This window comes from Pseudomonas flexibilis (assembly GCF_000806415.1).
Taxonomy (GTDB): Bacteria; Pseudomonadota; Gammaproteobacteria; order Pseudomonadales; family Pseudomonadaceae; genus Serpens; species Serpens flexibilis.
The window spans coordinates 237,298-263,749 of record NZ_JTAK01000002.1 but is presented as its reverse complement, the minus strand read 5'-3'; the positions used below and the strand labels follow the sequence as shown (position 1 = coordinate 263,749).

Annotated in this window: 24 protein-coding genes; 8 read left to right on the top strand and 16 right to left on the bottom strand. The window is 61.2% G+C overall.

The window, feature by feature from the left end:
* Positions 1–51: 51 nt before the first annotated feature.
* The 3 genes from PT85_RS05000 to dinG all read right to left on the bottom strand — a co-directional run bounded on the left by PT85_RS05000 (position 52) and on the right by dinG (position 3,809).
* Positions 52–1,101, bottom strand: coding sequence for an LPS O-antigen chain length determinant protein WzzB (locus tag PT85_RS05000; RefSeq protein ID WP_039606365.1), 1,050 nt, complete (start codon positions 1,099–1,101; stop codon positions 52–54).
* A 155-nt stretch (positions 1,102–1,256) separates the two neighbouring features.
* Positions 1,257–1,553, bottom strand: a complete 297-nt coding sequence (ihfB, locus tag PT85_RS04995) for an integration host factor subunit beta (protein WP_039606102.1) — start codon at positions 1,551–1,553, stop codon at positions 1,257–1,259.
* Positions 1,554–1,673: 120 nt separating this feature from the next.
* Positions 1,674–3,809: an ATP-dependent DNA helicase DinG gene (dinG, locus tag PT85_RS04990; RefSeq protein WP_039606101.1), complete on the bottom strand. Its 2,136-nt coding sequence runs from the start codon at positions 3,807–3,809 to the stop codon at positions 1,674–1,676.
* Between the two features lie 91 nt (positions 3,810–3,900).
* Between dinG and PT85_RS04985 the strand changes: the two genes are divergently transcribed.
* A complete protein-coding gene (locus tag PT85_RS04985; protein WP_039606100.1) occupies positions 3,901–4,362 on the top strand; it encodes a CopD family protein in 462 nt (153 codons plus the stop codon).
* A gap of 134 nt (positions 4,363–4,496) precedes the next feature.
* On the opposite strand, the gene PT85_RS04980 is transcribed toward PT85_RS04985, so the two are convergent.
* Positions 4,497–5,129: an OmpA family protein gene (locus PT85_RS04980; protein WP_074467495.1), complete on the bottom strand. Its 633-nt coding sequence runs from the start codon at positions 5,127–5,129 to the stop codon at positions 4,497–4,499.
* 220 nt (positions 5,130–5,349) lie between these two features.
* Between PT85_RS04980 and PT85_RS04975 the strand changes: the two genes are divergently transcribed.
* The 5 genes from PT85_RS04975 to PT85_RS04955 all read left to right on the top strand — a co-directional run bounded on the left by PT85_RS04975 (position 5,350) and on the right by PT85_RS04955 (position 9,617).
* Entirely contained in the window at positions 5,350–5,817 is a 468-nt protein-coding gene (locus tag PT85_RS04975) for a YchJ family protein (protein WP_039606099.1), read from the top strand.
* Between the two features lie 71 nt (positions 5,818–5,888).
* Positions 5,889–6,380 carry an LEA type 2 family protein gene (locus PT85_RS04970; protein ID WP_051587329.1) on the top strand — a complete coding sequence of 164 codons (492 nt, stop codon included), beginning with the start codon at positions 5,889–5,891 and terminating at the stop codon, positions 6,378–6,380.
* A gap of 4 nt (positions 6,381–6,384) precedes the next feature.
* Positions 6,385–6,576 (top strand): SEC-C metal-binding domain-containing protein, encoded by a 192-nt coding sequence (locus PT85_RS04965; protein ID WP_039606098.1) that lies wholly within the window; start codon positions 6,385–6,387, stop codon positions 6,574–6,576.
* A complete protein-coding gene (locus PT85_RS04960; RefSeq protein WP_197058160.1) occupies positions 6,569–7,015 on the top strand; it encodes a DUF2489 domain-containing protein in 447 nt (148 codons plus the stop codon). The genes PT85_RS04965 and PT85_RS04960 overlap by 8 nt, the downstream gene beginning before the upstream one ends.
* An 88-nt stretch (positions 7,016–7,103) precedes the next feature.
* Complete coding sequence (locus PT85_RS04955) at positions 7,104–9,617, top strand: penicillin acylase family protein (protein WP_234702665.1); 2,514 nt, start codon at positions 7,104–7,106, stop codon at positions 9,615–9,617.
* Between the two features lie 22 nt (positions 9,618–9,639).
* On the opposite strand, the gene PT85_RS04950 is transcribed toward PT85_RS04955, so the two are convergent.
* Positions 9,640–10,194 (bottom strand): hypoxanthine-guanine phosphoribosyltransferase, encoded by a 555-nt coding sequence (locus PT85_RS04950; protein ID WP_027589408.1) that lies wholly within the window; start codon positions 10,192–10,194, stop codon positions 9,640–9,642.
* Positions 10,195–10,428: 234 nt separating this feature from the next.
* Between PT85_RS04950 and upp the strand changes: the two genes are divergently transcribed.
* Positions 10,429–11,067 carry a uracil phosphoribosyltransferase gene (gene upp, locus PT85_RS04945; protein ID WP_027589409.1) on the top strand — a complete coding sequence of 213 codons (639 nt, stop codon included), beginning with the start codon at positions 10,429–10,431 and terminating at the stop codon, positions 11,065–11,067.
* 2 nt (positions 11,068–11,069) lie between these two features.
* Entirely contained in the window at positions 11,070–12,326 is a 1,257-nt protein-coding gene (locus PT85_RS04940) for a uracil-xanthine permease family protein (protein WP_039606096.1), read from the top strand.
* A gap of 150 nt (positions 12,327–12,476) precedes the next feature.
* Here PT85_RS04940 and PT85_RS04935 read toward each other — a convergent pair whose 3' ends face one another.
* From PT85_RS04935 to PT85_RS04885, 11 genes are all read right to left on the bottom strand, one after another.
* Positions 12,477–13,946, bottom strand: a complete 1,470-nt coding sequence (locus PT85_RS04935; protein ID WP_039606095.1) for a sigma-54 dependent transcriptional regulator — start codon at positions 13,944–13,946, stop codon at positions 12,477–12,479.
* A gap of 263 nt (positions 13,947–14,209) precedes the next feature.
* On the bottom strand, positions 14,210–14,602 hold the full coding sequence (fliS, locus tag PT85_RS04930) for a flagellar export chaperone FliS (protein WP_027589412.1): 393 nt from the start codon (positions 14,600–14,602) through the stop codon (positions 14,210–14,212).
* Positions 14,603–14,912: 310 nt separating this feature from the next.
* Positions 14,913–15,209, bottom strand: coding sequence for a flagellar protein FliT (fliT, locus tag PT85_RS04925; protein ID WP_027589413.1), 297 nt, complete (start codon positions 15,207–15,209; stop codon positions 14,913–14,915).
* A 48-nt stretch (positions 15,210–15,257) separates the two neighbouring features.
* On the bottom strand, positions 15,258–16,655 hold the full coding sequence (gene fliD, locus PT85_RS04920; RefSeq protein ID WP_039606094.1) for a flagellar filament capping protein FliD: 1,398 nt from the start codon (positions 16,653–16,655) through the stop codon (positions 15,258–15,260).
* Positions 16,656–16,763: 108 nt separating this feature from the next.
* On the bottom strand, positions 16,764–17,105 hold the full coding sequence (locus tag PT85_RS04915; RefSeq protein ID WP_039562198.1) for a flagellar protein FlaG: 342 nt from the start codon (positions 17,103–17,105) through the stop codon (positions 16,764–16,766).
* A gap of 62 nt (positions 17,106–17,167) precedes the next feature.
* Positions 17,168–18,595 carry a flagellin gene (locus PT85_RS04910; RefSeq protein WP_039606093.1) on the bottom strand — a complete coding sequence of 476 codons (1,428 nt, stop codon included), beginning with the start codon at positions 18,593–18,595 and terminating at the stop codon, positions 17,168–17,170.
* Positions 18,596–18,963: 368 nt separating this feature from the next.
* Positions 18,964–22,500, bottom strand: a complete 3,537-nt coding sequence (locus PT85_RS04905; RefSeq protein ID WP_039606092.1) for a glycosyltransferase — start codon at positions 22,498–22,500, stop codon at positions 18,964–18,966.
* 36 nt (positions 22,501–22,536) lie between these two features.
* Positions 22,537–23,241: a WbqC family protein gene (locus PT85_RS04900; protein WP_039606362.1), complete on the bottom strand. Its 705-nt coding sequence runs from the start codon at positions 23,239–23,241 to the stop codon at positions 22,537–22,539.
* 11 nt (positions 23,242–23,252) lie between these two features.
* Positions 23,253–24,458 (bottom strand): DegT/DnrJ/EryC1/StrS family aminotransferase, encoded by a 1,206-nt coding sequence (locus PT85_RS04895; RefSeq protein ID WP_052237611.1) that lies wholly within the window; start codon positions 24,456–24,458, stop codon positions 23,253–23,255.
* Positions 24,445–25,650: a DegT/DnrJ/EryC1/StrS family aminotransferase gene (locus tag PT85_RS04890; protein WP_039562195.1), complete on the bottom strand. Its 1,206-nt coding sequence runs from the start codon at positions 25,648–25,650 to the stop codon at positions 24,445–24,447. Before PT85_RS04890 ends, PT85_RS04895 begins: the two co-directional genes overlap by 14 nt.
* 8 nt (positions 25,651–25,658) lie before the next feature.
* Positions 25,659–26,345 (bottom strand): class I SAM-dependent methyltransferase, encoded by a 687-nt coding sequence (locus PT85_RS04885; protein WP_039606091.1) that lies wholly within the window; start codon positions 26,343–26,345, stop codon positions 25,659–25,661.
* Between the last annotated feature and the right edge of the window lie 107 nt (positions 26,346–26,452).

Below are 26,452 nucleotides of genomic sequence, written 5' to 3'. Positions count from 1 at the left end.
GCTCCAGCGTGGGGAGCGGGCAGCCCGCAGAGGACTGCCCGGGGAAGAGGATCAAACCGTGACAGGCGCACGCGATTGCTTGGCCAGCGCCCCGCGCACCATACCGCGCACCAAGGCGATGAACACGCCCAGCATGCCGCCGAGTACCAGGCCTAGAGCCAGGATCAAGGCCTTCTTCGGCTTGATCGGGGTTTCCGGAACCTGCGCGGCATTATCCAGGGTAAATGCCGCCACGTTGTCTGGCGAAACATCCACACCCTTGAGGAAATCAAGGCTTTCCTGAAGGCTACGCAGCTCCGTAATGAAGGGATCATCGGATTGGCGCTTTCTCAGAACCTCAAGCTCCAAGCGAATGGCTTTAGCGCCTCGCATATATTCAGGGGCGGAGAAATTCTGCCAAGTACTGACCTGAACAGATTCAATTCCTGTGCCCTCAGCGATGTCCAAAGCCTCCTCAAGCTGGGCAACCCGATCTTGCCGACGCTGTTTGGCCGTATTACGCAGAGCCTCGATCCGGCGCATCACCGACTGAACACGAATGTCGATTTCGCTTTTCACGTTCTGCTGCATATCTTGTTCGGTTTTCTCCGAAGCCTTAGCAACAAAAAGATTCACCCACTCTGCCGCCTGCTGCGGATCCTTATGCTGCAGCTTGACTTCCCAATAAGTGGGCTGCTGCTTCCTGGGCGCGCTAACCGTCAGCTGCTCGTTGAAGCTATTCCACAGCTGGTCTTCGGCCACGTTTTTTCCCGTTTCTTCCAGAGAGGGCAGATAAACCTGCTGGAAAAATTCTCTGCGCAGTGATTCAGATGCAAGGTTATTCGTAAAAACTGAATAAACATCCGCAACGCTAAAAAGCGTTAACTTAGCTTCGCTACGGCCCAGATTGTATTCGGCAATATCAGACAGATTGGGAGGTAACAAACTCGCTCTGGTTTCATAAACCGGCTTGGCAAGGAAGGCATATGCACCTGCACAGGCAGCAACCAGAACCGTCACGGCGACGATGAGCCACTTTTGCGCCCACAGCCCCTTCACCAGCTCTACCAGATCGATTTCATCGTTCTGATAGGCGCGGGCGTCGCCCTCTTGTTTCTGCATCAGGTCTACCTCGAGTTGCTTTGAAAAAAGCCGCATCCTGCCACGGGCCATCGCTGATTCCAACTAGCGAGACCGTTGAAAATTACGAGCATCTATGGGACGAGTACAGCGAACCGACGCAGGCACCCAAGCGGTTGCTAGGCGGACTCGATTATTCAATCGACACTCTCACCTTCCTCATTCACCCGATCCCGCAGTTCCTTGCCGGGCTTGAAATGCGGCACGAACTTGCCGTCGAGGTTGACCGACTGACCGGTCTTGGGGTTGCGGCCTACGCGGGGCTCGCGGTAGTGCAATGAGAAGCTGCCGAAGCCGCGGATCTCGATCCGCTCGCCGGTCGCCAGGGCTTCCGACATCTGTTCCAGCATGCTCTTGATGGCCAGCTCGACGTCTTTCGACGACAGCTGCCCCTGGTGCGTGACAATCCGTTCGATCAACTCCGACTTGGTCATGGTTTTCCCTTCTTTTTCAAGCGGCTAGACCAACATTGCCGTTGGGTTTTAGCACGCTGCGCAGAATTTGAACAGCCCGCGCGCCGAGAAGGGGGTAGCCGGTAAGAAAAGCGTGAAAAATCAGTCGATTTGCCGCCGGAAAGGTGGCAACGCATTGAGGATCGCCTTGCCGTAGCGCTGGGTCACCACGCGGCGGTCCAGCAGGCTGATCACGCCGCGGTCCTGCTCGGTGCGCAGCAGCCGGCCGCAGGCCTGCACGAGCTTGAGCGCGGCATCGGGCACGGCAATCTCCATGAACGGATTGCCGCCGCGTGCTTCGATCCATTCGGCCAGCGCCGCCTCAACCGGGTCGTCCGGCACTGCGAAGGGGATCTTGGCAATCACCACGTGTTCGCAATAGGCGCCCGGCAGATCGACGCCCTCTGAGAAGCTGGCCAGGCCGAACAACACGCTGGGCTCGCCATCATCGACCCGAGCCTTGTGTTTGTTGAGGGTTTCCTGCTTGGACAGGTTGCCCTGGATCAGCACACGCCTGCGCCAGTCACGCTCGACGCCGTCGAACACCTCCTGCATCTGCTTGCGCGAGGAAAACAGCACCAGCGCGCCGCGCGCACCCTCCAGCAGGCCCGGCAGCTCGCGCACGATGGCCGCCGTATGGGCGGCGCTGTCACGCGGATCGGCCTTGAGGTCGGGAACACGCAGCACGCCCGCCTCGGCATGTTTGAACGGGCTGGGCACCACCGCCGTGACCGCTGCGCGCGGCAGGCCGGCGCGCATGCGGAAACGGTCGAAACTGTTCAGCGCGGTCAGGGTCGCCGAGGTTACCAGCGCACCATGGGCGACGTTCCACAGGTTGCGCCGCAGGGTATCGGCGGCCAGGATCGGGCTGGCATTCACCTCGATGTCATGGTTCTCGGCCAGGGTCAGCCAGCGCGCCATCGGCGGGCTGTCCTCGGGATCCTCGCCGGTGAAGGCGGTCCACAGTTCCCAGTTGGACTGGGCGCGGCTGAGCAGGCTGCCGAACAGCGGATACCACTCCTCGGCCTGGTGACTGGCCAGACCGGCGCCGGCATCGCCGTCCATGGCCTCCTTGAGCAGTTCGCTCAGGCGCGTGAAGACATCGGTCAGCCGTGAGAAGCCTTTCTTCAGTTCGATGCCCAGCTCATGCAGGTGCTCGGGCACCACGCCGCCCGGGAAACGATGCCGGGGACGCTCGCGCCCCTCCACGTCCTCGCCGGTCTGAAATTCCGCCACCTGCTCGCAGGCAGCGAACATGAACTGCTGCTGGCTGCGCAGCTCGCGCGCCAGCTCCGGCACGCCTTCGATCAGGCGACCCAACTCGCCAGGCAACGGATGCTGGGCCAGCAGCTTGGTGAGGTTCTTCTCCACCTGGCCGAGCCAGTCGGCGGTGGAGCGCAGGCGGCTGAAATGGGCGAAGTGGCCGATAGCCTTGTCCGGCAGGTGGTGGCCCTCGTCGAACACATAAAGGGTTTCACGCGGATCGGGCAACACCGCACCGCCGCCGAGGGCCAGGTCGGCGAGCACCATGTCGTGGTTGGTGACGATCACGTCCACCTTGGTCATGCCTTCGCGGGCGCGGTAGAAGCTGCACTGCTGGAAGTTCGGGCAGTGCCGCCCGGTGCACTGGCTGTGATCGGTGGTCAATTGCGACCAGACGGCATCCTCCAGCTCCTGGGGCCAGCTGTCGCGGTCGCCGTCCCAGCGGTTGCCGGCCAGCTTCTCGATCATCTGCGTGTAGAGCTTCTGGCTGGCCTCGTCGATGTCGAGGCGGAAACCCTCCTCCTCGAACAACTGGGCCGTGGCGCTCTGCGCCTGACCTTCCTGCATGAGCAGGTCCAGCCGTGACAGGCACAGGTAGCGGCCGCGCCCCTTGGCCAGGGCGAAGCTGAAATTCAGGCCGCTGTTGCGGATCAGATCCGGCAGGTCCTTATGGACGATCTGCTCCTGCAACGCCACCGTGGCCGTGGCGATCACCAGCCGCTTGCCGGCGGCACGGGCCGCGGGGATGGCGGCCAGGCTGTAGGCCACCGTTTTGCCGGTGCCGGTGCCGGCCTCGATGGCTACCACCGCCGGCTCGCCGTCGCGGCGACCCTCGTCATCCGTCTTGATGGCGCCCAGCACCTTGGCCACCTCGGCGATCATCAGCCGTTGGCCGTAGCGGGCCTTGAGGCCCTTGCTGTCGAGAAAGCGGGAGTAGGCGCCCTGGATCTGGGACTTGAGTTCGCTGCTGAGCATCGCGCTGTATATATTTTCAGTACTTTTCGGGGTGGCTATGATACCCGCCCCCGGCCAAAGTCCCTACGCCCTGACAGCGGAGAATCACCCGATGCCCACCTTTACCCTGCTCTACGTGTTGCACCTGCTGGCCGCGCTGGCCTGGGTCGGCGGCATGTTCTTCGCCTGGATGATCCTGCGCCCGGCGGCCGTCGCCGTGCTGCAGCCGCCGGAGCGCCTGCGCCTGTGGCTCGACGTGTTCTTGCGCTTCTTCGCCTGGGTATGGGCGGCCGTGCTGGTGCTACCGATCAGCGGCCTGGCCATGATGCACCTGCGCTTTTCCGGTTTCGATGCGGCACCCGGCTACGTGCATGCGATGCTCGGGTTGTACCTGGCAATGCTGGCCCTCTTCCTGCGCGTCAGCCTGTTGCAGCTGCCGCAGCTGCGCAAGGCGGTGGAAGCGCAGGACTGGCCGACCGGCGGCGTGGTGCTCGGCCGCATCCGCCGCCTGGTGGGCATCAACCTGTCGATCGGACTGGTAGTGATGGCGATTGCCGGGACGCGGTTGTTCTAAGAGGAGTGCACCGAGCCTGTGGGAGCGAATTCATTCGCGAGCTTTGGGGCGTCCGGCCAGGGACGCCCGGCCAGAGGCGCCCTGAGGAACAAAGCTCGCGGACAAGTCCGCGTCCACATGCCCCCGGCAGCGTCTTATTCCACTCGCGCCTCGACCACCGCTTCCACGCGGCGGTTGATGGCCCGACCTTCTTCGCTGTCGTTGTCCGCCACCGGGCGGGCCTCGCCGAAGCCAATGGCATCGACCCGGCCGGACTGGATGCCGAACTCGCTCACCAGCACTTCACGCACGGCCATGGCCCGACGCTCGGAAAGACTCTGGTTGTAGGCCTCGGTGCCCACCGAATCGGTGTGTCCTTCCACCACCGTGGTGGTCTGCGGGAACTGCTTCATGAACTCCGCTACGTCGCGGATATCCGCGTAGCTTTCCGGCTTGACGACCTGACGGTCGAAATCGAATTTCACATCCAGCTCGACCCGCAGGGTCTCCGCGGGTGCTGGCTCGATGATTTCCTCTTCGATCTCCACCAGCGTCACGACCTCCTGTTCCTGGCCCTGGCCTTGCGCCCAGCAATAGCCGCCCGCCGTGGCAGCGGCGATCAACGCGCCCCAACCCGCGTAGCTGCTGCTCTCGAAGGCGCCGAGCGCCGCTCCCGTAACGCCGCCGACCGCCGCGCAGGTCGGCCAGTCGCTCTTCTGCATGCCGGCGCAGCCACTCAGCACGCCGGTCAGCACCACCAACGGTATCGCGTTTCTAACGATGCTCATCACGTTCTCCTGGATAATCGGTGTTGCCGATAGCCAGTGAGTTAAGCAGCACATTGAATGCGCGCTAGCGCACAGCGCCCGAGACAACTTCATTACACAGGGACTCGCAGACGCAGGCGGCAGGCACTTACGACCAATGGCACGCGCGGACACTTGCGCGTCCCGCTCGGCGCCCGCCTTCACCTATGATTGGCACCCGAGTCGAACGCGAGTGAGCACCATGTCCCCCGCCTGTCCCTGCACCAGCGGCAAGCCGCTGTCCACCTGTTGCGGCCGCTATCACGCCGGCCTGCCGGCCCCCAGCGCCGAGCAGCTGATGCGCTCGCGCTACAGCGCCTACGTTCTGGGTCTGATCGATTACCTGGTCACCACCACCCTGCCGGCACAGCAGGCGGGCCTGGACCGTGAGGCCATGGCAGCCTGGAGCGCGCAGAGCGTATGGCTCGGCCTGGAAGTGGAGCAGGCCGAGGTGCTGGGCGGTACCCCCGAACACGCGCGTGTGACCTTTACTGCCCGCTGGCACGATGCAAACGGCGATCACAGCCACCGAGAATGCTCGGCTTTCGTGCAGCGTGACGGCCGCTGGTACTTCATCGATCCCACCGTACCGCTGCAGGCCGGCCGTAACGACCCCTGTCCCTGTGGAAGTGGGCTGAAGTTCAAGAAATGTTGTGCTTCTTACCTTTGATCCTCTGACCATTACGGTAGGAATACTGGCGGCCGGCCGCTACAATCGAGCGCACTTCACAGCCGTGTCCCATGCCCATGCCCCTGGCCAAGAACGCACTCGTCGCCAGCCTGCTGCTCGGTCTCGCCCTGCTAGGCGGCTGCTCCACATGGATGAGCGGCTCCTTCCAGGATCCGGAAATCCGCCTGCTGCGGGTGGAAACCATCGAAGCGCGTCTCGACGAACAACTGTTTCGTCTGCATTTCGAGATCAGCAATCCGAACTCCCGCAGCCTGCCGGTGCGCAACCTGAGCTACAGCCTGTTTCTCAATGACATTCCCCTGGCGCGGAATCAGGATGAACGCTCCCTGATCGTTCCGGGCAATGACGTGCGTCGCTTCGGCGCCAACCTGCACACCAACCTGTGGCGGCATATTCGCGAGATCACCCGGCTCCTGGAGAAACCCGACCAGCCCGTGCAGTACCGGCTGGAGGGCACTCTGAAGGCCGGGCTGCTGTTCGGACGGGACGTGCGGTTTTCCCGCAGCGGCGAGATAATCCCCCGCGACCACATACCGGAGTAGCTCCATGACGCAACAACCCCATGTCCACGGTCCGCACTGCGACCACGACCATGAGCATGATCACGGCCATGTGCACGGCCCGCACTGCAACCATGCCCCGCAGGAGCCGACACGCAACCCGCTGAAGGCCATCGGCCGCAACGACCCTTGCCCCTGCGGCAGCCAGAAGAAATACAAGAAGTGCCACGGTGCCTGAGTTCCCGCTGCCACTGCTGATCGCCGCGCTGGCGATCATCGGCCTGCTGGCAGGCTATGCCCTGTGGTTGTGGCGGCAGGTCTGGCAGCGCCAGCGCCAGCAACAGGCACAGGACCGCCAACAGCGCGAGCGGCTCGGCGAGGATTTGCGCATCCTCGCCAGCAGCCTGCTTGACGGCCAGTTACCGATGATCGAAGGCGCGATCCGCATCAAGGTGCTGATCGACAATTACGACACCACGCTCAGCCAGAGCGCTCACAGCGCCGTGTTCCACAGCCTCTACGCGGCCACCGCCGACGTGCCCACCCATGCCGCCTGGCAGGCACTGAGCGCCGAGGAACGCACCCAATACCGCAGCCGTTTCGCCGCCATGGAGCGCGAACATGGCGAGGCGCTGCGGACGGCTGCGAAATGGCTGCTGGAGCAGCGACTGGGCTAATCTGGGTACGCCTGACGCTGAGCGGTCAGGTTGTTTTTGACAGGGTGGCCATGGAAATGGTGTCCGCCCTCCCCGCATGGATGCTTTTATGACCCCGCCTCTGCTTCGCGCCCTTGCCCTGACACTCCTGCTGGCGGTGGGCGGCTGTCATGCGCTGCTCGACGGCCACTATCGCGATACCCTGCCGCCAGAACAAGGCAGCATCACCCTCGAAGGACTGCATAAGCCAGTGTCGGTGCGCCGCAACGCGCTGGGCATGCCCTTCATCGAAGCCGACAGCCTGGCCGATGCCTCATTCGCCCTCGGCTACGTGCATGCCACCGACCGCCTGGCGCAGATGGAGGGCATGCGGCTGATGGCCGCCGGGCGGCTCGCCGAGATGCTGGGCGCCGGCGTGCTGGACATCGACCGCTTCATGCGCACCGTGGATCTGGAACGGGCCGCCAAGGCGCTGCAACGTGGCGTGTCCCCCGAGGTCATGCACCTGCTGGAACGCTATGCGCAGGGCGTGAACCGTTACCTGGCCCTCCACCAGGGGCGCCTGCCCCTGGATCTGGACGCCGCCGGACACCACCCCGAGCCCTGGACCCCGAGGGCCTCGCTCCTGGTGTTCTGCCTGCTCAACTTCGGGCTGGCCGCCAACCTGCAGGAAGAAATCGCCGCGCTGGCGCTGGCCCAGAGGGTAGGCACAGAACGACTGGCCTGGCTGCTGCCCGTCTATCCCGACGAACCCCTGCCCTTCGATGAAACGGCCAAGCTGGCCGAGTTGACGCTGCAAGCACCCATTCCCGGCCTCGGGGAGCTGGCTGCAACCGGCCAGAAGATCGCCGCAACCCGTCTGCTGGGGGCCGCCGCGTCCAACAACTGGGCCGTTGCCCCCGCCCGAAGCACGGCCGGAAAGAGCCTGCTGGCCAACGACACCCATCTGCCGCTGGCCATGCCGTCCTACTGGAACTATGTGCACCTGCGCACGCCGGAGCTGCAGGGCGCCGGCGTCGCCATCGCCGGCCTCCCGGCCGTGGTCGCAGGCTTCAACGGCTCGCTGGCCTGGGGCATGACCATGGTCATGGGCGACAACCAGGATCTGTTCCTGGAGCAACTGGTCGAGGGGCGTGACGGACAATGGCTCTACCTGGCCGAAGGCGAGTGGCAACCCACCCGGCAGCGCCGGGAAACCTTCATCATCAAAGGGCAGCAACCGGTCAGCGAGATCATCCACGAAACACGCAACGGTCCGCTGCTCAATGCCGTGCTGACCGAACCCCGCCATATGCTGCAACCCCGAGCCCTGCAGAGCGGCTACGGGCTGGCCTACCGCAGCATTCAGAACGAGACTGACCAGAGCGTGGATGCGTTCTTCGCCCTGTCGCGCGCCAAATCGGTGACCGACGCCTTCGAGGCCAGCCGTGGCGTGCGCGCCATGGCGCTGAACATCCTGTTCGCCGATGCCGACAGCATCGGCTGGCAGGTCACCGGACGCTATCCGCAACGCGCCCGCGGGCAGGGACTGCTGCCCTCGCCGGGCTGGGACGACCGCTACGGCTGGAAGGGCTATGTCGACCCGGCTCGTCACCCCAGCGCCCGGAATCCGAAGAGCGGCTGGCTGGGGACGGCGAACCATCGCAGCGTGCCGGCGGACTTTCCGGTGCGCCTGAGCAGCTCCTGGTATTACCCGGAGCGCGCCGAGCGCCTGGCCCAGGTGCTGGCCGCTGGCCCCCATGATCGCGACAGCATGATTGCCCTGCAGTACGACCAGACCAGCCCATTCGTCCTCAAGCTGCAGGCCATGCTGCGCGCGCCCGCCATGGCCGAAGCGCTGGAAAGCGCGCTGCTGGCCCTGGCGCCCCCCGAACAATCCCGTGCCCGTGAGGCCCTGGAACGCCTGCTGGCCTTCGACGGCGCGCTGACGGCCGATTCGGCGGATGCCGCGCTCTACGCCGCCTTCCTGCATGAAAGCGCGCGGCAGATCTTCCTCGACGAACTGGGACCGGAAGATGATCCGGCTTGGCAAGCGCTGGTGCAGGCCGCCAACACGTCCTACTCGGCCCAGGCCGACCACCTGCTGGGACGCGACGACAGCCCGTTCTGGGACGACACGAGCACTGCGGAAGCCGAGGACAAGCCCGCCATCCTGGCCCGCAGCCTGGCGGCCGCCACGGCGTTGCTGGAGCAGCGATTGGGCAACGATCGCGAAGCCTGGCGCTGGGATGCGCTGCACCGCTACCACTGGGTCACCGACGGCAGCAAGCTGGCCCCCTACCTGGGCTTCACCCAGCGCCATGGCCTGAAGGCACTTGCCGGTTACGTGGATCGCGGTCCATATCCGGCCGGCGGCGATCACAGCACCCTGAACGTGGCAGCCTATCGCTGGGGCGAATCCTTCGACACCTGGCTGATCCCGGCCATGCGCATCGTCGTGGATTTCGCGGCGGAGGAGCCTATGCAAGGCCTCAACAGCAGCGGCCAGTCCGGCAATCCTGCCAGCCCGCATTACGCAGACGGCATTCAGGCGTGGCTGGACGCCGACTATCAGGTGTTTCCCTTCCGCGCAGAAAACCAGACCCACGTGTACGGGGAGCGGCGGTTGTGGTTGCTGCCGTAGGGGCAGCTGCCCAATAAGCCGGTTACAGACCCTTGACGGCGAAAATGCCCGCGGCGTTGCGCCAGTAACCCTTGTAGTCCATGCCGTAGCCGAAGATGTAGCGATCCTCGCAGGGCAGACCGACATAATCGGCCTTCAGGTCCGGACGGGCCTTGCGGTCATGAACCTTGTCGATCAGTACGGCGGTGTGCACCTCGCGGGCACCGGCATGCCGGCAGAAGTCGACGATCGCCGCCAGGGTGTGCCCTTCGTCGAGAATGTCGTCGATGATCAGCACGTCGCGGTCCATGAACGACACTTCCGGCTTGGCTTTCCAGAACAGTTCGCCGCCGCTGGTTTCGTTGCGGTAGCGCGTAGCGTGCAGATAGGAAAGCTCGAGCGGGAAATCCAGTTGGGTCAGCAGCTTGCCGGCAAAAATCAGCCCACCGTTCATCACGCAGAACACCACCGGATTGCGTTCGGCCAGGTTGGTGTTGATGTCCTCGGCCACCCGACTGATGGCGGCCTCGATTTGCGCATTGCTGTACAGACAGTCGGCTTCGGCCATCACCTGGCGAATGTGGGCGAGATCGGGCATGAAAAAAATCCTCTTGCTGCTGGGATTCGGCAAAAACGAAGCGCGAAAGGTATGCCCCGAGCAGCCATCAGGCAAGTTTCGGTGCTCACCGGTTGCGTACAGTCTTCGTGAAGCGCCCCCCCTTGACGAGAATCTGCCGCAGCCACCGACAAAGACCGTTTTTTTGCTGATACCTGCATGCTATTTGCTTTACCCTAGCGCGATTTTTTGCCCGCCCCCTGCCGGAGAACCTCCATGCCTATCCGAGAGATCCGCCACCCGCTGATCCGCCACAAGCTCGGCCTGATGCGCCGGGCCGATATCAGCACCAAGAATTTCCGCGAACTTGCCCAGGAAGTGGGCGCACTGCTCACCTACGAAGCGACCAATGACCTGCCACTGGAGAACTACGAGATCCAGGGCTGGAACGGCACGGTCACCGTCGAGAAGATCGCCGGCAAGAAAATTACCGTGGTACCGATCCTGCGTGCCGGCATCGGCATGCTGGATGGCGTGCTCCAGCTGATTCCCAGCGCCAAGGTGAGCGCGGTGGGCATCGCCCGCAACGAGGAAACCCTGCAGGCACACACCTACCTGGAAAAGCTGGCGCCGGAAATCGACGAGCGCCTGGCGCTGATCATCGATCCCATGCTGGCCACCGGCGGCTCGATGGTCGCCACCATCGACCTGCTGAAGAAGGCCGGCTGCAAGGAAATCCGCGCCATGGTGCTGGTGGCTGCGCCGGAAGGCATCGCGGTGGTGGAAAAGGCCCACCCGGACGTGCAGATCTTCACCGCCTCCATCGACCAGGGGCTTAACGAACACGGCTACATCATTCCCGGCCTGGGCGATGCCGGCGACAAGATCTTCGGCACCAAGCAAAAGGACAGCTGAGCATGAGCGACACTTTCAAGGACCCGATTTTGCGCCAGGGGATTGCCGGCGCGCAGATGCTGTTCGTGGCCTTCGGCGCCCTGGTGCTCATGCCGCTGCTGACCGGCATGGACCCCAACGTGGCGCTGTTCACCGCGGGCATCGGCACCCTGCTGTTCCAGCTGGTGACCCGCCGCGAGGTGCCGGTATTCCTGGCCTCCAGCTTCGCCTTCATCGCACCGATCATGGCGATCAAGGGTGAAGTGGGTCTGCCGGCCGTATTGGGCGGCATCATCGCCGCCGGCGTTGTGTATGTCTTGCTCAGTTTCGCGGTGAAACTGCGCGGCGCCGGCTTCATCGACCGACTGCTGCCGCCGGTGGTCATCGCTCCGGTGATCATCTCCATCGGCCTGGCCCTGTCGCCGGTCGCGGTGGGCATGGCCATGGGTGGAAGCGGCGAGAACGCAATCCCCTACGCGACCGCCATCACCATTTCGATGGCCTCGCTGCTTGCCACGCTGCTGGTCGCCACGCTGGGACGCGGGCTATTCCGCCTGGTGCCGATTCTGGCCGGCATTATGGTGGGCTGCGCCCTGTCCGCCGCCTTCGGCATCATCGACACCTCGGGCATCGCCGCCGCGCCCTGGCTGGCCCTGCCGAACTTCGTCGCGCCAGAATTCCACTGGGGGGCCATTCTTTACATGCTGCCGGTGGCGCTCGCCCCGGCCATCGAACACATCGGCGGCGTGGTCGCCATCGGCTCGGTGACCGGCAAGAACTTCATCCAGAAGCCCGGCCTGCACCGCACCCTGCTCGGCGACGGCCTGGCGACCTCAGCAGCCGGCCTGTTCGGTGGCCCGCCGAACACGACTTATGCGGAAGTGACCGGCGCCGTGATGCTGACCAAGAACTACAACCCGAAGGTCATGACCTGGGCAGCCGTGTTCGCCATCCTGATGGCCTTCGTGGGCAAGTTCGGCGCAGCGCTGCAGAGCATCCCGGTTCCGGTGATGGGCGGCATCCTCTGCCTGCTGTTCGGCTCCATTGCCGTGGTCGGCCTGAACACCCTGATCCGCAACCAGGTGGACCTGTCCCAGCCGCGCAACCTGATCATCGTCTCGGTGACGCTGGTGTTCGGCATTGGCGGCATGAAGCTGGGTACCCCGGAGTTCGCCCTGTCCGGCATCTCGCTGGCGGCGCTGACCGCCCTGCTGCTCAACCTGCTGCTGCCCGGCGGCCAGGGCTGGAAGAGCAAGCCGCTGGATCAGGAACAGACATAGGATTCGGGTAGGAGCGGGTTCAGCCGCGATGCTCCAGAAGCTCGCGACTGAACCCGCTCCTAGGGATGTGTGCAGGCTTTCGCTTTTGTGGGAGGGGCTTTAGCCGCGACGGCACCCTCTCCCCTTGCGGGAGAGGGCGAAGAAAAACCTTCAGGCCTCGTCTTCGCGGCGACTCATGCCGTACTTGCGCATCTTCTCCACCAGCGTGGTGCGGCGGATGCGCAGGCGCTCGGCGGCCCGGGCGACAACGCCGCCGGCCTCGTCCAGGGCCTGCTGGATCAAGCCCTGCTCCAGGTTGCCCAGGTACTCCTTGAGATCCAGCCCCTCGGGCGGCAGTGTGGCAGTGGCCGACAGGGCTGGCTGCATGGCACCACCGATGGCCGCCCGCTCCTCCAACTCCTCGCGGATCGACGCCGTGAAGTGCTCTTCCTCGTCGTCCACGTGCCGAAACTTCTTTGGCAGCTCGGACACACCGATCACCCCATACGGGTACATGATCGCCATGCGTTCGACCAGGTTGGCCAGCTCACGCACGTTGCCCGGCCAGTCGTGGCGGCACAGCGACATGATCGCGGCCGAGTTGAAGCGGATGGAGCCGCGTTTCTCGTGCTCCATGCGCAGTATCAGCTCGTTGATCAGCACCGGGATGTCTTCCACCCGCTCGCGCAGGGGAGCCATGTCGATGGGGAAGACATTGAGGCGGTAGTACAGATCCTCGCGGAAGGCGCCTTCGGCGATCATCTGCTCCAGGTTCTTGTGGGTCGCGGCGATGATGCGCACATCGGCCTGCTGCGTCTTGTTGCTGCCCACGCGCTCGAAGGTTCGCTCCTGCAGCACGCGCAGCAGCTTGACCTGCATGGCCAGCGGCATGTCGCCGATCTCGTCGAGGAACAGGGTGCCGCCCTGGGCCAGCTCGAAACGCCCGATGCGATTGGAGATGGCACCGGTGAACGCGCCCTTCTCGTGGCCGAACAGCTCGCTCTCCAGCAATTCGGCCGGAATGGCCCCGCAATTGACTGGCACGAACGGCGCGCCGCGGCGCTTGGAGTGATAGTGCAGGTTGCGGGCCACCACCTCCTTGCCGGTTCCGGATTCGCCGAGAATCAACACGCTGGCTTCGGTGTCGGCGACCTGATGCATCATCTGCCGCACGTTCTGAATCGCGCGACTGGTGCCGACCAGGCTGCGGAACAGGTTCGGCTCGCGCTGCCGGCCCCGATCGCGGGCCTCATCGTATATTTCGCGATAGACCTGTGCCCGGTGCAGCGTGTCATTGAGACGGTTGTAGCTGACCGGATCGTCCAGCACGCTCAGTACGCGGCGGCGTTGCTCTTCAGGCCACTGCGCCATGTCGGCGGGCTCTTCCAGCAACACCAGTGGCAGCAGTTCGTCCAGGGCGTGCAGCTGCTTGATCTGCTCCAGGACGCCGCCACGGGCGTCCACCTGTCCCAGCAGAACGCAGAGAATTTCCTTGGCAGCGATCGCTGCGCCCATGTGCTCCCGACAATCCGCCGAGCCGCACGCCAGAAGATCTTCACCCAGGAAGCCCAGAATGACCGCCAGGTCTCGGCGACGCTCGGCACGGTCATCGATCAACAGGATTTTGGTTTCACGCCACATGTCTGACTTCTGGCCTGGATTCTTTTTTTACACGTTCCGACCCCTAGGGGCCGATGGCAGGATGGCGGCCATTTAAAGTCAAAAGACTGTCTCAAGTCAATTTCCTGACTAGCAAAAATGACTTTTGTCTAACGGCCCTGTCACAGATCAAAAAATGCCAGAAATATGACTGATGGAAATGTGATGACATTAACACTTCTAATGTCAATTGGCGCCAGGAATACCTGCCAAAAAGAAAACCCCGCCGTAGCGGGGTTTGCAAATCACTTGGTCAGTTGCGAAGCGATGCCATCCCAGCCCGCCTTCAGTTCACGCATCAGCCCCGCCACTTCTTCGAGGATACGGACATCGTTCTTGCGGTTGGCTTCGATCAACCGCCGCGCCATATAGTCGTACAAGCGGTCATAGTTGGCGGCCAGCTCGCCACCGGCTTCCAGGTTCAGCCCCTCGCGCAGACCGCCAATGATGTCGATGGCCTTGCCGATCAGCATGCCTTTCATCTCGGTCTGCCCCCGCGACATGGCGCCCTGGGCCTGGGCGATGCGGTCCAGCGCGCCGGCCTGCAGCATCTGGATCAAGCGGTGCGGGCTGGCCTCGGACACCTGCGCATGGGCGTTGACCTGCTGGTACTGCTGAAGGGCGGAACGGGAATACATGCGCAACTCCTGAACGGTCGGACTACGCCTAGGGTATCGGCCCACTATCGGCAAGCTTTAGAGGAAGAGGATGAAAGGCGGATGGGACCCAATGGCAAAGGCGCCCATACGACCGGCGCAGGCTCTCGTCGAACCGCCTTTCGCCCTAAAAACTTTGGCCGAGATTGACAGACCCCTATTGCGCGGCAGCGGCGAGCGCGTACCGGCGGAACCGATAGGAAATCGCTGCGCGAGCTCCTACCCTACGGAGCGCAGGTGCGGCGGCATCCAAACGCTCGCCGCTGAAGGGCCTCCTACCGGTGCCAGGCAGTCACTCTGCGTCCTGATACGCCCGGGCGCCGGCGCTGGCCTGGCGCAGCTGGCGCAGTTCTGAGCCCACCTGCTGCTTTTCGGCCTCGCACGCCTCCAGCACCTCACGGTACAGCGCCAATAGCTCGCCGAGACGCTCAAGCACCTCAGGGTCACCCTTGCCGCCCTGCGCCATCACGTCATCAACGACCTGACGGCACAGCGAATCGAGCTCGCCGATCGCCTCCCAATCCTGGCGCTCCAGCGCTTCGCGCAGGGCACGCTGGGTGGATTCCAGTTTCTCGATGGCTTCTTGCATGAACTCGTTTCCTTGATACGCCCCTGGGGCGGATGGCGCTGCCGCCGGTCAGTCGTCGCTGCCTTTCTTGTTCAGCGCGTTCAGGGTGGCCAGCACGCTCTGACTGGTGGCATTCAGTCGCGCGACCAGGCTGTCCATGGCGTTGAACTTCTTGAACAGGGAGGTCGTCAGGGTTTCAATGCGCAGGTCCAGCTTGGTCTGGTCAGTAGCCAGGGCATCCTTGGCATCGGTCAGGCTTTTCTCGCGCGAGGCCAGCAAGCCGTCCTTGCCGGCGTACACCGAGGTAATGTCGCCGATGCGATTGAACAACCCTTTCTCCCCGGTGAAGAATGCCTTGATACCTTCCGGATTGGAGGCCACGGTTTTCTTCAACTGGTCTTTGTCGAGCGCGAGGGTACCGTCGCGGTTTGTCTTGACGCCCAACTGAGCAAGTACCTTCAGCTCGCCCGCACCCTCTACCGGATTGGAAAGCGCGCTGCGCAACTGCGACATCATCGAGCGCAGCGTCGAGTCCGCCACCAGCGCACCCGCCTGGGTCGTGGCGTTGCCATTGGCGTCAGTGGTCTGAGTGACCTTGGTCAGACCATTGGTGACAGTCAGCAGCGTGTTGTAGGCCATCACGAAGGATTCGACCGACCCTGCGATGCCATCAGCATTGGCTGCCACCGACAGGGTCGTGGTGCCCGCCTCTTCCAGCTTGATGCTCAGACCACTGAGGTTGGTGACCGTGTTGGTCTTGCTGGACATCTCAAGACCGTCGATCTTGAACGTGGCATCAGCAGCCGGAGTGATGTAGCCAGCGCTCCCGGGAACAGCACCATCAAGCGCGTCCGTTCCGACAATGTTCAACGCAGACAGATCGTTCTCGCCCACCACAGAGATGTCGGTACCTGCGCCGGTCGTTTCGGAGGCCAGCACCAGACGCGATCCGCCATTGCCATCGCTGATAATGTTCGCCGAGATACCCGCCCCGCTCAGCTGATCGTTAATGGCGTTGCGGACATCCGTCAGGCTGGCGCCGTCGTCAATGCTGACACTGTAATCGTTGCTGCCCACGCTGACGGTCAGCTTGCCACCAGTGGCGTAAGTGGTGGAAGCCTGGGTTGCCGAGGCGACTTTCGACGCGGTCGCCAACTGGGTCACTTCCAACTTGTACGAACCGGCCACCGCTCCGGCCCCCATGCTGACCTTGGCCACATCGGTCTTCGAGGAGCTTGCCTTGTAGCCATCGAAGGCCGTGGCACTCGACTTGAGCCCCGCCAGCGCAGCCTCGAACGTCTCCACCGCGCTCTTCAGCATTCCAACTGCCGAAAGCTGCGTATCGGTGCGCGCTTTCTGAAGGTCAATCTGGGTCTGCTTCGGCGCCTTTTCCGCATTGGCCAGCGCCTTCACCAGATCATTGATATTCAGACCTGAACCCAGACCGGTAATCGTGCTGACCGCCATGCTGTCACCCTCTCTGTTTTCCTAGCGCCTGGCCTGCCACAAGGCATTCTCGAACCAGACTGCCGCTATTCATGGGGGCGGATTCGTCCCCACGCACCTGTATAAGAATCAAACCTGGCGGCTGAAGAGAATGCCGCCAGCGTCTTGCAACCGCTTGGCGAGTTCCAGCGCTTCCTCTGAAGGCAACTGGCGGATCACTTCGCCACTGTGCCGAGCGATCACCTTGACTACGGTGCGCCCGGTGTCTTCGTCGATGGAGAACTGCAGGCCACGCTGCGTTTCATCAACGAACTCCTGAATTCGTTTGATCGCCTCCACTACGCGCTCGCGTTCGGACTCGATCGGATATTGCCGTTTTTCTTCCCGGACGCTCTTGCCGGCCTGTTCGGCCTCACTCGCCTGGGATATGTGCGCCGTATAGAAGGCGTTGATATTCAGTCCAACGTCCATCAGCCTATTTCTCCATCAAAAGAGAGGGCGCACAAGGCGCCCCCTCTCCTAGCGCAGGGGGATTAGCCCAGCAGCTTCAGCACGGCGGACGGCAGCTGGTTAGCCTGAGCCAGGATCGCGGTGGATGCCTGTTGCAGGGTCTGCTGCTTGGTCAGCTCGGCAGTTTCGTTGGCGAAGTCAACGTCCTGGATGCGGCCGCGAGAAGCAGTGGAGTTCTCGGCGATCGCAGTCAGGTTGTTGATGGTGCTGTCCAGACGGTTCTGCACGGCACCCAGGTCAGCGCGCTGGGAGTCGATGCGAGCGATGGCCTTGTCCAGAACGAACAGGGCTTGCTGAGCCGAATCAGCGCTGCGGATGTCGGAATCCTTGACGGTCGACAGGGTGGACGAAACCGGAGTGGAGCCAAACAGGGTGGCGGCAGAGCCGGTTCCGCTGATGGAGAACGCCTTGGAGGAGTCGACGTTGACTTCGCCGCGGATGATCTGGGTGTCTACCAGGGCAGTAGCAGCGGTCTTGGTGTCGTCGCCAGCCTGAACGGAAACCTGGATACCGCCTGCGGAGAAGGCAACGCCCGATGCCGCACCGATTTCGAAGTTCTCGCCGGCCTCGTTGATGACGGTGATTTCCTTGCCGTCGTAGGCAACGGTCACGTTCAGCTTGCTGGCGTTGTCGCGCAGTTGCTCGAACAGCTGCTGCTCGCTGGTGGCACCCAGGATCTCGATGGACTCTTCGCCCACGGTCAGCTTGAAGTTACCCACGGAGCCGGAGCTCAGTGCATCGCCGTCCAGGGTGACAACGGTACGAGCGGAAACAGTCAGGCCACCGATGGCACCGTCCAGAGCCTGTGCAATGCTCTTGGCCGAGCCGCTGGCGTCATAGGACACGGTCACAGCCTGGCCGCCGCCAACGATGGTGGCAGTACCGGATGCCAGGGGGGTGGTGCCCACGGCGCCGCCGCTGGCCGAACCGACCTGGTTGGAACCGATCTTGTTGGCAGCAACGCTGTCCATGCTGATGTTGATGGTTTCGTAAGCGTTGGCGCCGACCTGGAAGGCGGTGGTGCCGAAGGAGCCGTCCAGCAGGTTGCGGCTACCGAAGGTGGTGGTTTCGGCGATACGGTTCAGTTCAGCGGTCAGGGCGCTGTACTCGGACTGCATCGAAGCGCGGTCTTCGTCGCCGTAGGAACCGTTGGCCGACTGCAGGGCCAGCTCGCGCATGCGCTGCAGGATGCTGGTGGATTCGCCCATGGCCGCTTCAGCGGTCTGTGCGATGGAGATACCGTCGTTGGCGTTCTTCACGGCAACGTTCAGACCGTTGATCTGGCTGGTCAGACGGTTGGCGATCTGCAGGCCAGCGGCATCGTCCTTGGCGCTGTTGATGCGCAGGCCGCTGGACAGGCGCTGCATGGAAGTGGACAGGTTGTCCGAGGCACGGTTCAGGTTCTTCTGAGTGCTCAGAGAGGCGATGTTGGTATTAACAGAGAGAGCCATTTATGGAGTCCTCATGGGTTGGGCTTAGAGGTTCCCACGCCCCGGGCTTGCGCCTGTTGTGGCCTGGAGAACTGTCACAAGGGTTATCGTCGGTTCTCTCGGATGCTTTAGGGCTGGCTGTGTTTTTTTAGCCATCACGGAGCTATTACTTGCTTTGGCGCACGTTTTTCGACAGCCAAACGGGTGATATCAGCCGAAGCGCTCCAAGCGCGGCACACTTCCCTTGGGACGAGTCCACTCACGAGCGCCTGGGCGTGATCTGCATGAAAGCCAAGCGCTCGCGGCCAAAGCCCCTCCCACGAAGCCAGCGCCCGCGCTGAACCGGTAAGAGCGACTTCAGCCGCGAGCTTTTAAGTGCCTTGCAGGACTCAGGGCAACCAGGCGTTGCGCCACTGCTCCAGGTTTTCCCCTTCCAGCATCCAGTCCCTGCAAACAGCAGCCCGAAGTTCATCCCCCATCTTCGCCGTGGCATCCAGGTCGGCCAGATGCATGCGAATAGCATCCACCCAGTCCTTGAAGCGGTTGCGCACCCGCGTCACCGGCAAGTCACCCTGGTAGCAGACCAGATCGGAGCACACCACCGGGAAACCGCAGGCACCGTATTCGAGCAAGCGCAGATTGCTCTTGCATTCGTTGAAAAGGTTCTGCTCCACCGGTGCGATAGCCAGGTCCAGGTTCAGGCGCGCAAGGGCCGCCGGGTACTGCTCGATGTCGATCCCCGGATGGAACTCATGGACGTATGGCCGCAGCCTGTCCGGACACATGCCGAAGAACACCCACTCAACCTCATTGGCCAACTCCCTGACCACGTCGGCAATCATCTCCAGGTCACCAGTGTGGCTGGAACCGCCAGCCCAACCCACACGCGGCTTGCTCGATACCCGACGCTCACTGCTCAGACCATGCCACCAGCCTGGATTCAGGGTGTTCCTGACGACCCGAATGTCACCATGCATCCCGGCAAAAGCCTCGGCCAACGGCTCGGTCGACACCACAAAGCGATCCACTAGCGACAAGCCACGGCGAAGCGATTTGATAATGTCCTTCGGCATCTTGGCCCGATGAACACTTTTCAGCGGCAGGTTGGGCAGATAGTCGTCGAGCTCAAAGACCTTGAACGCCCGGGAGAACTTCTTCGTCCGAGCGATAATTTCCAACTGGACATCGGTCACCTGGCGCTGCAGGACAATCGCGTCCGGGCTGTAGCGTTCCAACTCCGGAACATTCAACAGCCTGCCCAGCAGCGTGCCATCGATGAGACCCGCCTCCTTGGCTGCATTGAACGGCTGTATGACCCGGTACTGACCACATCCGGTCACGTCTGCCATATGGGCCAGCACAATCGGCAGCGGCCGCCAGCTCAACGGCCTCCAGGTCAGATTGGCATCGGTTTCGATTTCAAAGCCATTGCCGCCGAGCGACAGGTTGGGGTTGTACGCAGGATCGCGGGCGATCTGAGGCAACCACTTCTCATACATGGCGTCCTGCTCGGCCATGAAGCGCTGGCGTTTGGCCTCGGCCTTGGCGGGATCGACAAGGTTCTGACTGACATTGCCCACATGCATGACAACCGAATGCGGTGTCCACACAATCAGGTAGCCGGCCTCTCGCACCTTCAGGCATAGGTCCACGTCGTTGTAGGAAACCTTGAACGACTCATCCAGGCCGCCCACCTGGTCATAGACCGATTTACGAATCAGCAAACAGGCCGCCGTCACGGCACTCAGGTTCTGGTCTACCTGCATGCGCTGCATGTAGCCGGCATCATCACCCTCACGCCCGATGAAAGGATGATCGGCCGGTCCCCGCAGCCCCAGAATCACACCGGCATGCTGGATTTTCCCGTTGGGGTAAAGCAACTTGGCGCCGACGATGCCAACTTCCGGACGCTGCCCATGATTCATCAGCGCATCCAGCCAATCCTCACGGAGGATGGCGGTATCGTTGTTGAGGAGCACGAGGTACTCCCCGCGCGCCTCACGCGCCGCCATGTTATTGACAGCTGAATAATTGAAGGGGTGTGGGTAACGCAGTACGCGAACCTTGTCAGACTTCATTTTATCGACGCCATCAAGCCACTCCCGGGCTTCCGGCGTTTCGCTGTCGTTATCGACGATCAGCACTTCGAAGTTCGGATAGCGCGTCTTCTCCAGCAGGCTGGTGACGCAGCGCAGGAGCATTGGCAGCTGGTCCTTGGTCGGCACGATGATGGAAACCATCGGCTTTTCCTCATGGCCGTACACCAGGCGGTAACGCCCGGGCAACTCGGCCAGAACTTTGCCGCCGGGATACCCGCGACGCTGTAGGTGGCGCTCCAGGATGGCAACTTCGTCGTTCACGGTCACCAACATGCCGGCTTCGCCAATGAGCAATGGCTCATCCAGGTGGCCAATGATTCCCGGCCCCCTCTCCTCCAACAATCGAACAATGAAATCGAATTCATAGGCGTCGGAGTAGCTCGCATCGAACCCACCCAGCGCCTGCAGCGCTTCTGTCCGGAATAACCAGTGCCGTGCAGTCGCACTTGGCAGACTGAGGGTCAGGTCAAGATTGAAATCAGGCCGGAACAGCGCGCCAAGAACGCCATTGTCGCCTCGAGCCAGCTCGTCGGCGTAAACGGCATCGCAAGGCAAACCGCCAGAAAGTTCTACTGCCAGCATATGCAGGCCGCCTGGTGTGAACTCGACACCGTTCTCCACCAGAATTACCCAATCCAGCGCGGCGGACTGGATGCACTCATTGAGCGTATCGACCGTTTGTTGAGCAGGCAGAACGTATCGAACATTCGCAGGCATCTGCGCAGAACACGGAGACTCCCCGAACACCGTAATCTCGCAGCGCAGGTTCCCGGGTGCCACAGCCAGACTTGCGAGGGTCCGCTGAAGTGCCTCCGTACCCTTTCCGGCACCAAGCACATACACACCCAGACGAACGACCGGCGCAGCAGCAAGCCGTTCGGCCACGAGAGGCTGCTGGTATTCCTGAACGGTTCTTTTCTTTACCCAACCCTCAACAGAAAACTGGACTTTCTCGCCGGCCACAGGTCGAGTACCCATGACCTTCTGCAAATCGAACGACTTCCATTGCACCTGCCCCATTGGCGAAGCGCGCACAATATCATTACCCTCACCGCGATAAAGCCCCATGGCCTTTATTTGTCGGGTGAATAGAACAACCGCTTTCTTCCACAGCTCTAGGATGTCGGACTGTTGCTGACGCTGCTCTTCATGCTGACGGAAGCAGGAAAGCGGTTCTACCAGATATGCGAAGTCCCCGTGCGTCAGAACGTTCACATACATGGCCAGATCATTGATTGCCCGAATCGTTTCCCCTTGCAGACAGCATACGTTCGGCTTCACATCCACCAGATGCTCTCGGCGGAACATAACCGTACTGGGCTCTCCAATGAAGTTCATTGGATAATCGGCCAGATAGCTGATCAAGTCGCGACCGTTTACCAATCTGTCACCCGGAAAGGGACAACGCGTCGCCTGAATATCCGGAAGAGTCCTACCGGCCCCATCTATCAGTAGCCGCCGCGACGTGACCAGGCTGACAGAGGGATACTGCAAGAACACGCCAATCATCCGCTCGACGCAGGTCGGCATGAGAATATCGTCGTCATTCAGAAACTTGACGAATTGCCCTCTGGCCTCGGTAACACATTGGGTGTAGTTCATCAGGCCGCCCAGGCCCGGCTCATTCCGAATCACGCGAACGGGTTTCGGACTATAAGGCAGATAGCGACTTAGAATGTCCTGGATATCCTGCGTAGGACAGTCATCACTGATCAGGATTTCGATGTTCTGATAGGTCTGAAGCAAGGCGCTTTGCAGGGCAGCCTCGAAATACCTTGGCTTGTAGGTAGGAACTACAATACTGACCAAAGGACTCTTGATTTCCATTTATAAACCTATTTCAAAAATTGAGTCCGGCCCGTATCAGGCGTAAATAATTTTCGAGTTACTCTCGATGGCGCGGACTACATCGATTGGAGAGTTCCACATCAGGACATCCAGAATGGAAAGTCCCGACTCATGCTGATACGGACCCGTTTCATAGGCGAAGGGGGAAAACTCCAAGAAAGCCAGGCGGGTATTGCCCGCAGTGAAATCGAGTGGGTCAAACAGCTCGCGTCCACCCATGGGGTTCAGATACACATCGGCCCCGAGCTGCTTGCTGATCGAAGGCGCCCACTCGCCGGCGCCCTCGATCCCCGACAGATCCAGGCCCATTCTGGAGCATACGGAATAATTAAATGGGAGCTCCAGATAGCGACAGACCTCTTGCAAGGCTCGAGTATTGAGATCAACCAACAGATCACTGCCCAGATCATGAAAAACCCTGTTCACCAGGGATACTACCTGATCATAGAACGGGGACTTTCGGCGATAGTGCGACAGCTTGCCCAGCAGCGACTTCTGGACCCCCGCTAAATCCAGCACCTGAGCTTGGCATGTGGTTATGGAAATCGATGAATTGGCAAGCGGGACATTAATGTACGTCCAGCCTTTGTCAGGATGCAGGACTCTGTTACGCGACATCCATGACTTCGGCGTGTACTGGGTTACGTCAAAAACTACCCATCTATCCGTTTGAGCAATTAGCGCAAAGTGGCCCAGATACGGAAAGAAATAGGGCTGCATGATTCCGAGCCTCACGCCGCCTCCCTCAACTTCCTACGGATGCTCTCGGCACAGGCTCCGGCCATACGGATCGCTGCTGCTATTCGTCCGGCTCCCTCTGCATCGATCATCTGACCGATTGGCAGCTGGAGAACGCGCTCGCAGAGATACTCGGTCACCGGTAGACGCGCGGATGCATCAGGGAACTGATCGGCGTAAGGAACGAAGCGATGCAATCCTGGGTAGAAGTAACGTCGCGCCACGACATTCTCCGCCGATAACACTTGCTGCAGTTCATTGCGATTCAGCCCGAACGCCCGCTCGTCGATTTCGCAGACAACGTACTGATAGTTGGTCTTGCTGACGGACGCAGGTGTCAGCAGCCGCACCCCCTGAATACCCTCCAGCCCCTGGCGATAGGCGTGGAACATGGCTTCGTTGCGCGCCAGGATTGAATCGAAGGACTCGAGACTGAGAAGCGCCACAGCAGCTTGTGCCTCGGACATCCGCCCGTTCGAGGTACGCAAGACCTGGCGAGCCGGACCAGCACCGTAGCTGCTGCGGATATTTCGCAACCGCGCGGCCAGTTCATCATCGTTGGTGCAGATGCAACCGCCTTCTGCTGCACTCAGGACCTTCGTCGCGTGAAACGAGAAGACTTCAAGATCCCCTGCTCCGCCCAGCGGCTTACCGTCCAGCTCACAGCCGAAACCATGAGCAGAGTCGTAGTACAGCCGGACAGCGTACTTCCGCGCCAGCTCGGCCAGTCGATCCTGCCTACAGGCATCCCCCCAAAGATTGACCGCCAGGATCGCGCTGACCTCAGCCCCATGCTTTTCCAGAAGGCGTTCAACGCATTCCGGATCGAGCTGATGGGTGATTGGATCAACATCGCAGAACAGCGGCTCCGACCCCGTCCAACTCAGGGATTGCGCTGTTGCGATAAAGGTATAGGCCGGCACTATGACCTTGCCACGTAAACCAAGGGCGTCGGCGGCCATCATCAGCCCGATCGTCGCATTGACGACACAGATGACATGACGCACCTGCAGACGCTCCTGAAGCCTTTGCTCCAACTCCTGCGTCAAGGGTCCCTGATTGGTGTAGTACTGTCTCTGGAAAATGCCACGCATTGCCGCCTCGTACTTTTCCCACTCGGGGAAGTAGAGCTGGCCAACGGGCACAGGCTTTTCAAAAAGGGGGGTTCCGCCCAGCACGGCAAGTTCAGGGCAACTCACGATCCAACCTCCCGCGCAGGTCCGTGGCATTTTCTTGCACGAAGCGCAAAAGCAGAGAAATTCGGTTTATGTCGTCTTCGGACACAAGGTGCCCGCAGGGCAGCAACATGAAACGTTCGGCAAGCGACTCGGTTACCGGCAAGGTACCGGAAATCGTTTCGTATTCGGTTCTTTTCCTATGGAGCGGAGGGGCGTAGTAGGCCCTGGCCAGAATGTTCTCGGCATTCAACAGTTTCAGGGTCTGCTCACGAGAAAGCGGCCAGTCGTCCAGAAGCTCAACCAGAATAATCTTGTAACCTGATTGTTCGGCCTCATCGAACTCGACAAGGCGAATGCCGGATATTTCCTTTAGCCCTACCTGATAGCTTCTATACCGTGCTCGATTGTCACCAACCAGCACCTCCAGCTCATCCAGCGCCGCCAGCGCCATCGCCGCGTGGACTTCATTAAGCTTGGCATTGAGGCCCAGCTCTTCGACATTGTCCTGACCGCTGAAACCGAACCCCCGCATGAGCATCAGTCTGTTCGCCAACTCAGGATCATTGGTAGTTACATAACCACCTTCGAACCCATTGAGCAGCTTGCTGGCGTGCATGGAAAAGCATTCGGCGATTCCGAAGGAACCGACCTTCCGCCCATCCAGATACTCGTAGACTGACTCAACCGCATCGAACATTAGCGGAACACCGGTTTCCGCCGAGAGGGCCTCAAGCCCGGATGCATCGCAGCAATTAACAATCGGATGCACCGCCATGATGAGGGCAGTCTTATCATTCAGATGCGGACGCACGGTTTCCGGGCTCAGAGCCATGCTCTGGGCGTCTACGTCGCAAAAATGAGGTGTCAAACCAGCCCAGGCGGCAACATCGGCCATGCGTCGATAAGTCAACGAGGGCATGACGATTTCGGTGCGCCCTGGCAAGGCAAGGCAGCGGATGGTCAAAACCAGCGCCCAGAAGCCGCTGCAGAAGGACACACAGTGCCGAGTCCCGTGGAACTCGGCAAGTCGGCGCTCCAGTTCCTGCACCAGAGGACCTCGATTGGTGAACTGCCGGGCCTCGTAGAACACCTTCGAGTACTCGAGGAACTTCTCTATGTCAGGCCTGTACAGACTCGAGGTCGATCTTGGCCGCTCGAACAACGGCTTGCCGCCAAGGACCGCAAAATCAGCACTGCTCAGCTTGCCAATCATCTATCCACCTAAACCCTGCGCGTCAGAACCACATCGTAGCGGTAATGAGCTGCGTAATATTCTTTCGGCATTCTCTGGAATTCGGCGACCCAGCCACAATCCTCGGCCATTGAGCGGAACTCTGCCTCGCTTCGCCAGATGCCAATCTTGGAGCCGTAATCTTTTAACTCGTGCCCATGATCAAGCCCGTCAGTATAAAACTGTTGGTACCGATCCAGATCCGGAAGATTTCCGATAAAAACACGTTCAACTCGCTTGAATTTTCCGTGCAAAGTGCTCAGCACCAACCGCGCGACCTGCTCCGGGAAATAAGAAAAGCTTCCGTAACAAAGGGCCTTGGTAAATCTCTCGGGGCTCTTCTCTGACACAATGTAGTCACCTACATCAGCCAGCTGGAAACAACGTTGGGGAGCTGCCTCAAAAAAATGCTTGGCGCGCTCAATCAAAACTTCGGAGAAATCCACCCCGTAGAATTCATCACAGTCATCAAAAAAATAACGGGACAACGCGCCGTTACCGCAAGCGAGATCCAGAAGCTTATCGCCACGCTGAAGAATAAGACCGGACTTGACCCGTGCCACAATCATGTCGATCTGTTCTTGAGAAACCGGCTGACCATTAACAGTGCGCTTCACTTGCGCCCAGAAATCATCTTGCGCAACCGTTTTAGGGTGCTCTTTAAAATCGGACTCCATTGGTCACCTTTATGTCATTTAACGAAGCCGTCTTATAACCGGCCAGCTGGAAAATTGATCAGCCACCTACCGTGCGTCAACTATCTGACGACCCATACAAGGTCAAT

Coding starts and splice junctions, on each gene's coding strand:
- PT85_RS05000 (WP_039606365.1), bottom strand. CDS start 1,101: ATGCAGAAACAAGAGGGCGACGCCCGCGCCTATCAGAACGATGAAATC.
- ihfB (WP_039606102.1), bottom strand. CDS start 1,553: ATGACCAAGTCGGAGTTGATCGAACGGATTGTCACGCACCAGGGGCAG.
- dinG (WP_039606101.1), bottom strand. CDS start 3,809: ATGCTCAGCAGCGAACTCAAGTCCCAGATCCAGGGCGCCTACTCCCGC.
- PT85_RS04985 (WP_039606100.1), top strand. CDS start 3,901: ATGCCCACCTTTACCCTGCTCTACGTGTTGCACCTGCTGGCCGCGCTG.
- PT85_RS04980 (WP_074467495.1), bottom strand. CDS start 5,129: ATGAGCATCGTTAGAAACGCGATACCGTTGGTGGTGCTGACCGGCGTG.
- PT85_RS04975 (WP_039606099.1), top strand. CDS start 5,350: ATGTCCCCCGCCTGTCCCTGCACCAGCGGCAAGCCGCTGTCCACCTGT.
- PT85_RS04970 (WP_051587329.1), top strand. CDS start 5,889: ATGCCCATGCCCCTGGCCAAGAACGCACTCGTCGCCAGCCTGCTGCTC.
- PT85_RS04965 (WP_039606098.1), top strand. CDS start 6,385: ATGACGCAACAACCCCATGTCCACGGTCCGCACTGCGACCACGACCAT.
- PT85_RS04955 (WP_234702665.1), top strand. CDS start 7,104: ATGACCCCGCCTCTGCTTCGCGCCCTTGCCCTGACACTCCTGCTGGCG.
- PT85_RS04950 (WP_027589408.1), bottom strand. CDS start 10,194: ATGCCCGATCTCGCCCACATTCGCCAGGTGATGGCCGAAGCCGACTGT.
- upp (WP_027589409.1), top strand. CDS start 10,429: ATGCCTATCCGAGAGATCCGCCACCCGCTGATCCGCCACAAGCTCGGC.
- PT85_RS04940 (WP_039606096.1), top strand. CDS start 11,070: ATGAGCGACACTTTCAAGGACCCGATTTTGCGCCAGGGGATTGCCGGC.
- PT85_RS04935 (WP_039606095.1), bottom strand. CDS start 13,946: ATGTGGCGTGAAACCAAAATCCTGTTGATCGATGACCGTGCCGAGCGT.
- fliS (WP_027589412.1), bottom strand. CDS start 14,602: ATGTATTCCCGTTCCGCCCTTCAGCAGTACCAGCAGGTCAACGCCCAT.
- fliT (WP_027589413.1), bottom strand. CDS start 15,209: ATGCAAGAAGCCATCGAGAAACTGGAATCCACCCAGCGTGCCCTGCGC.
- fliD (WP_039606094.1), bottom strand. CDS start 16,655: ATGGCGGTCAGCACGATTACCGGTCTGGGTTCAGGTCTGAATATCAAT.
- PT85_RS04915 (WP_039562198.1), bottom strand. CDS start 17,105: ATGGACGTTGGACTGAATATCAACGCCTTCTATACGGCGCACATATCC.
- PT85_RS04910 (WP_039606093.1), bottom strand. CDS start 18,595: ATGGCTCTCTCTGTTAATACCAACATCGCCTCTCTGAGCACTCAGAAG.
- PT85_RS04905 (WP_039606092.1), bottom strand. CDS start 22,500: ATGGAAATCAAGAGTCCTTTGGTCAGTATTGTAGTTCCTACCTACAAG.
- PT85_RS04900 (WP_039606362.1), bottom strand. CDS start 23,241: ATGCAGCCCTATTTCTTTCCGTATCTGGGCCACTTTGCGCTAATTGCT.
- PT85_RS04890 (WP_039562195.1), bottom strand. CDS start 25,650: ATGATTGGCAAGCTGAGCAGTGCTGATTTTGCGGTCCTTGGCGGCAAG.
- PT85_RS04885 (WP_039606091.1), bottom strand. CDS start 26,345: ATGGAGTCCGATTTTAAAGAGCACCCTAAAACGGTTGCGCAAGATGAT.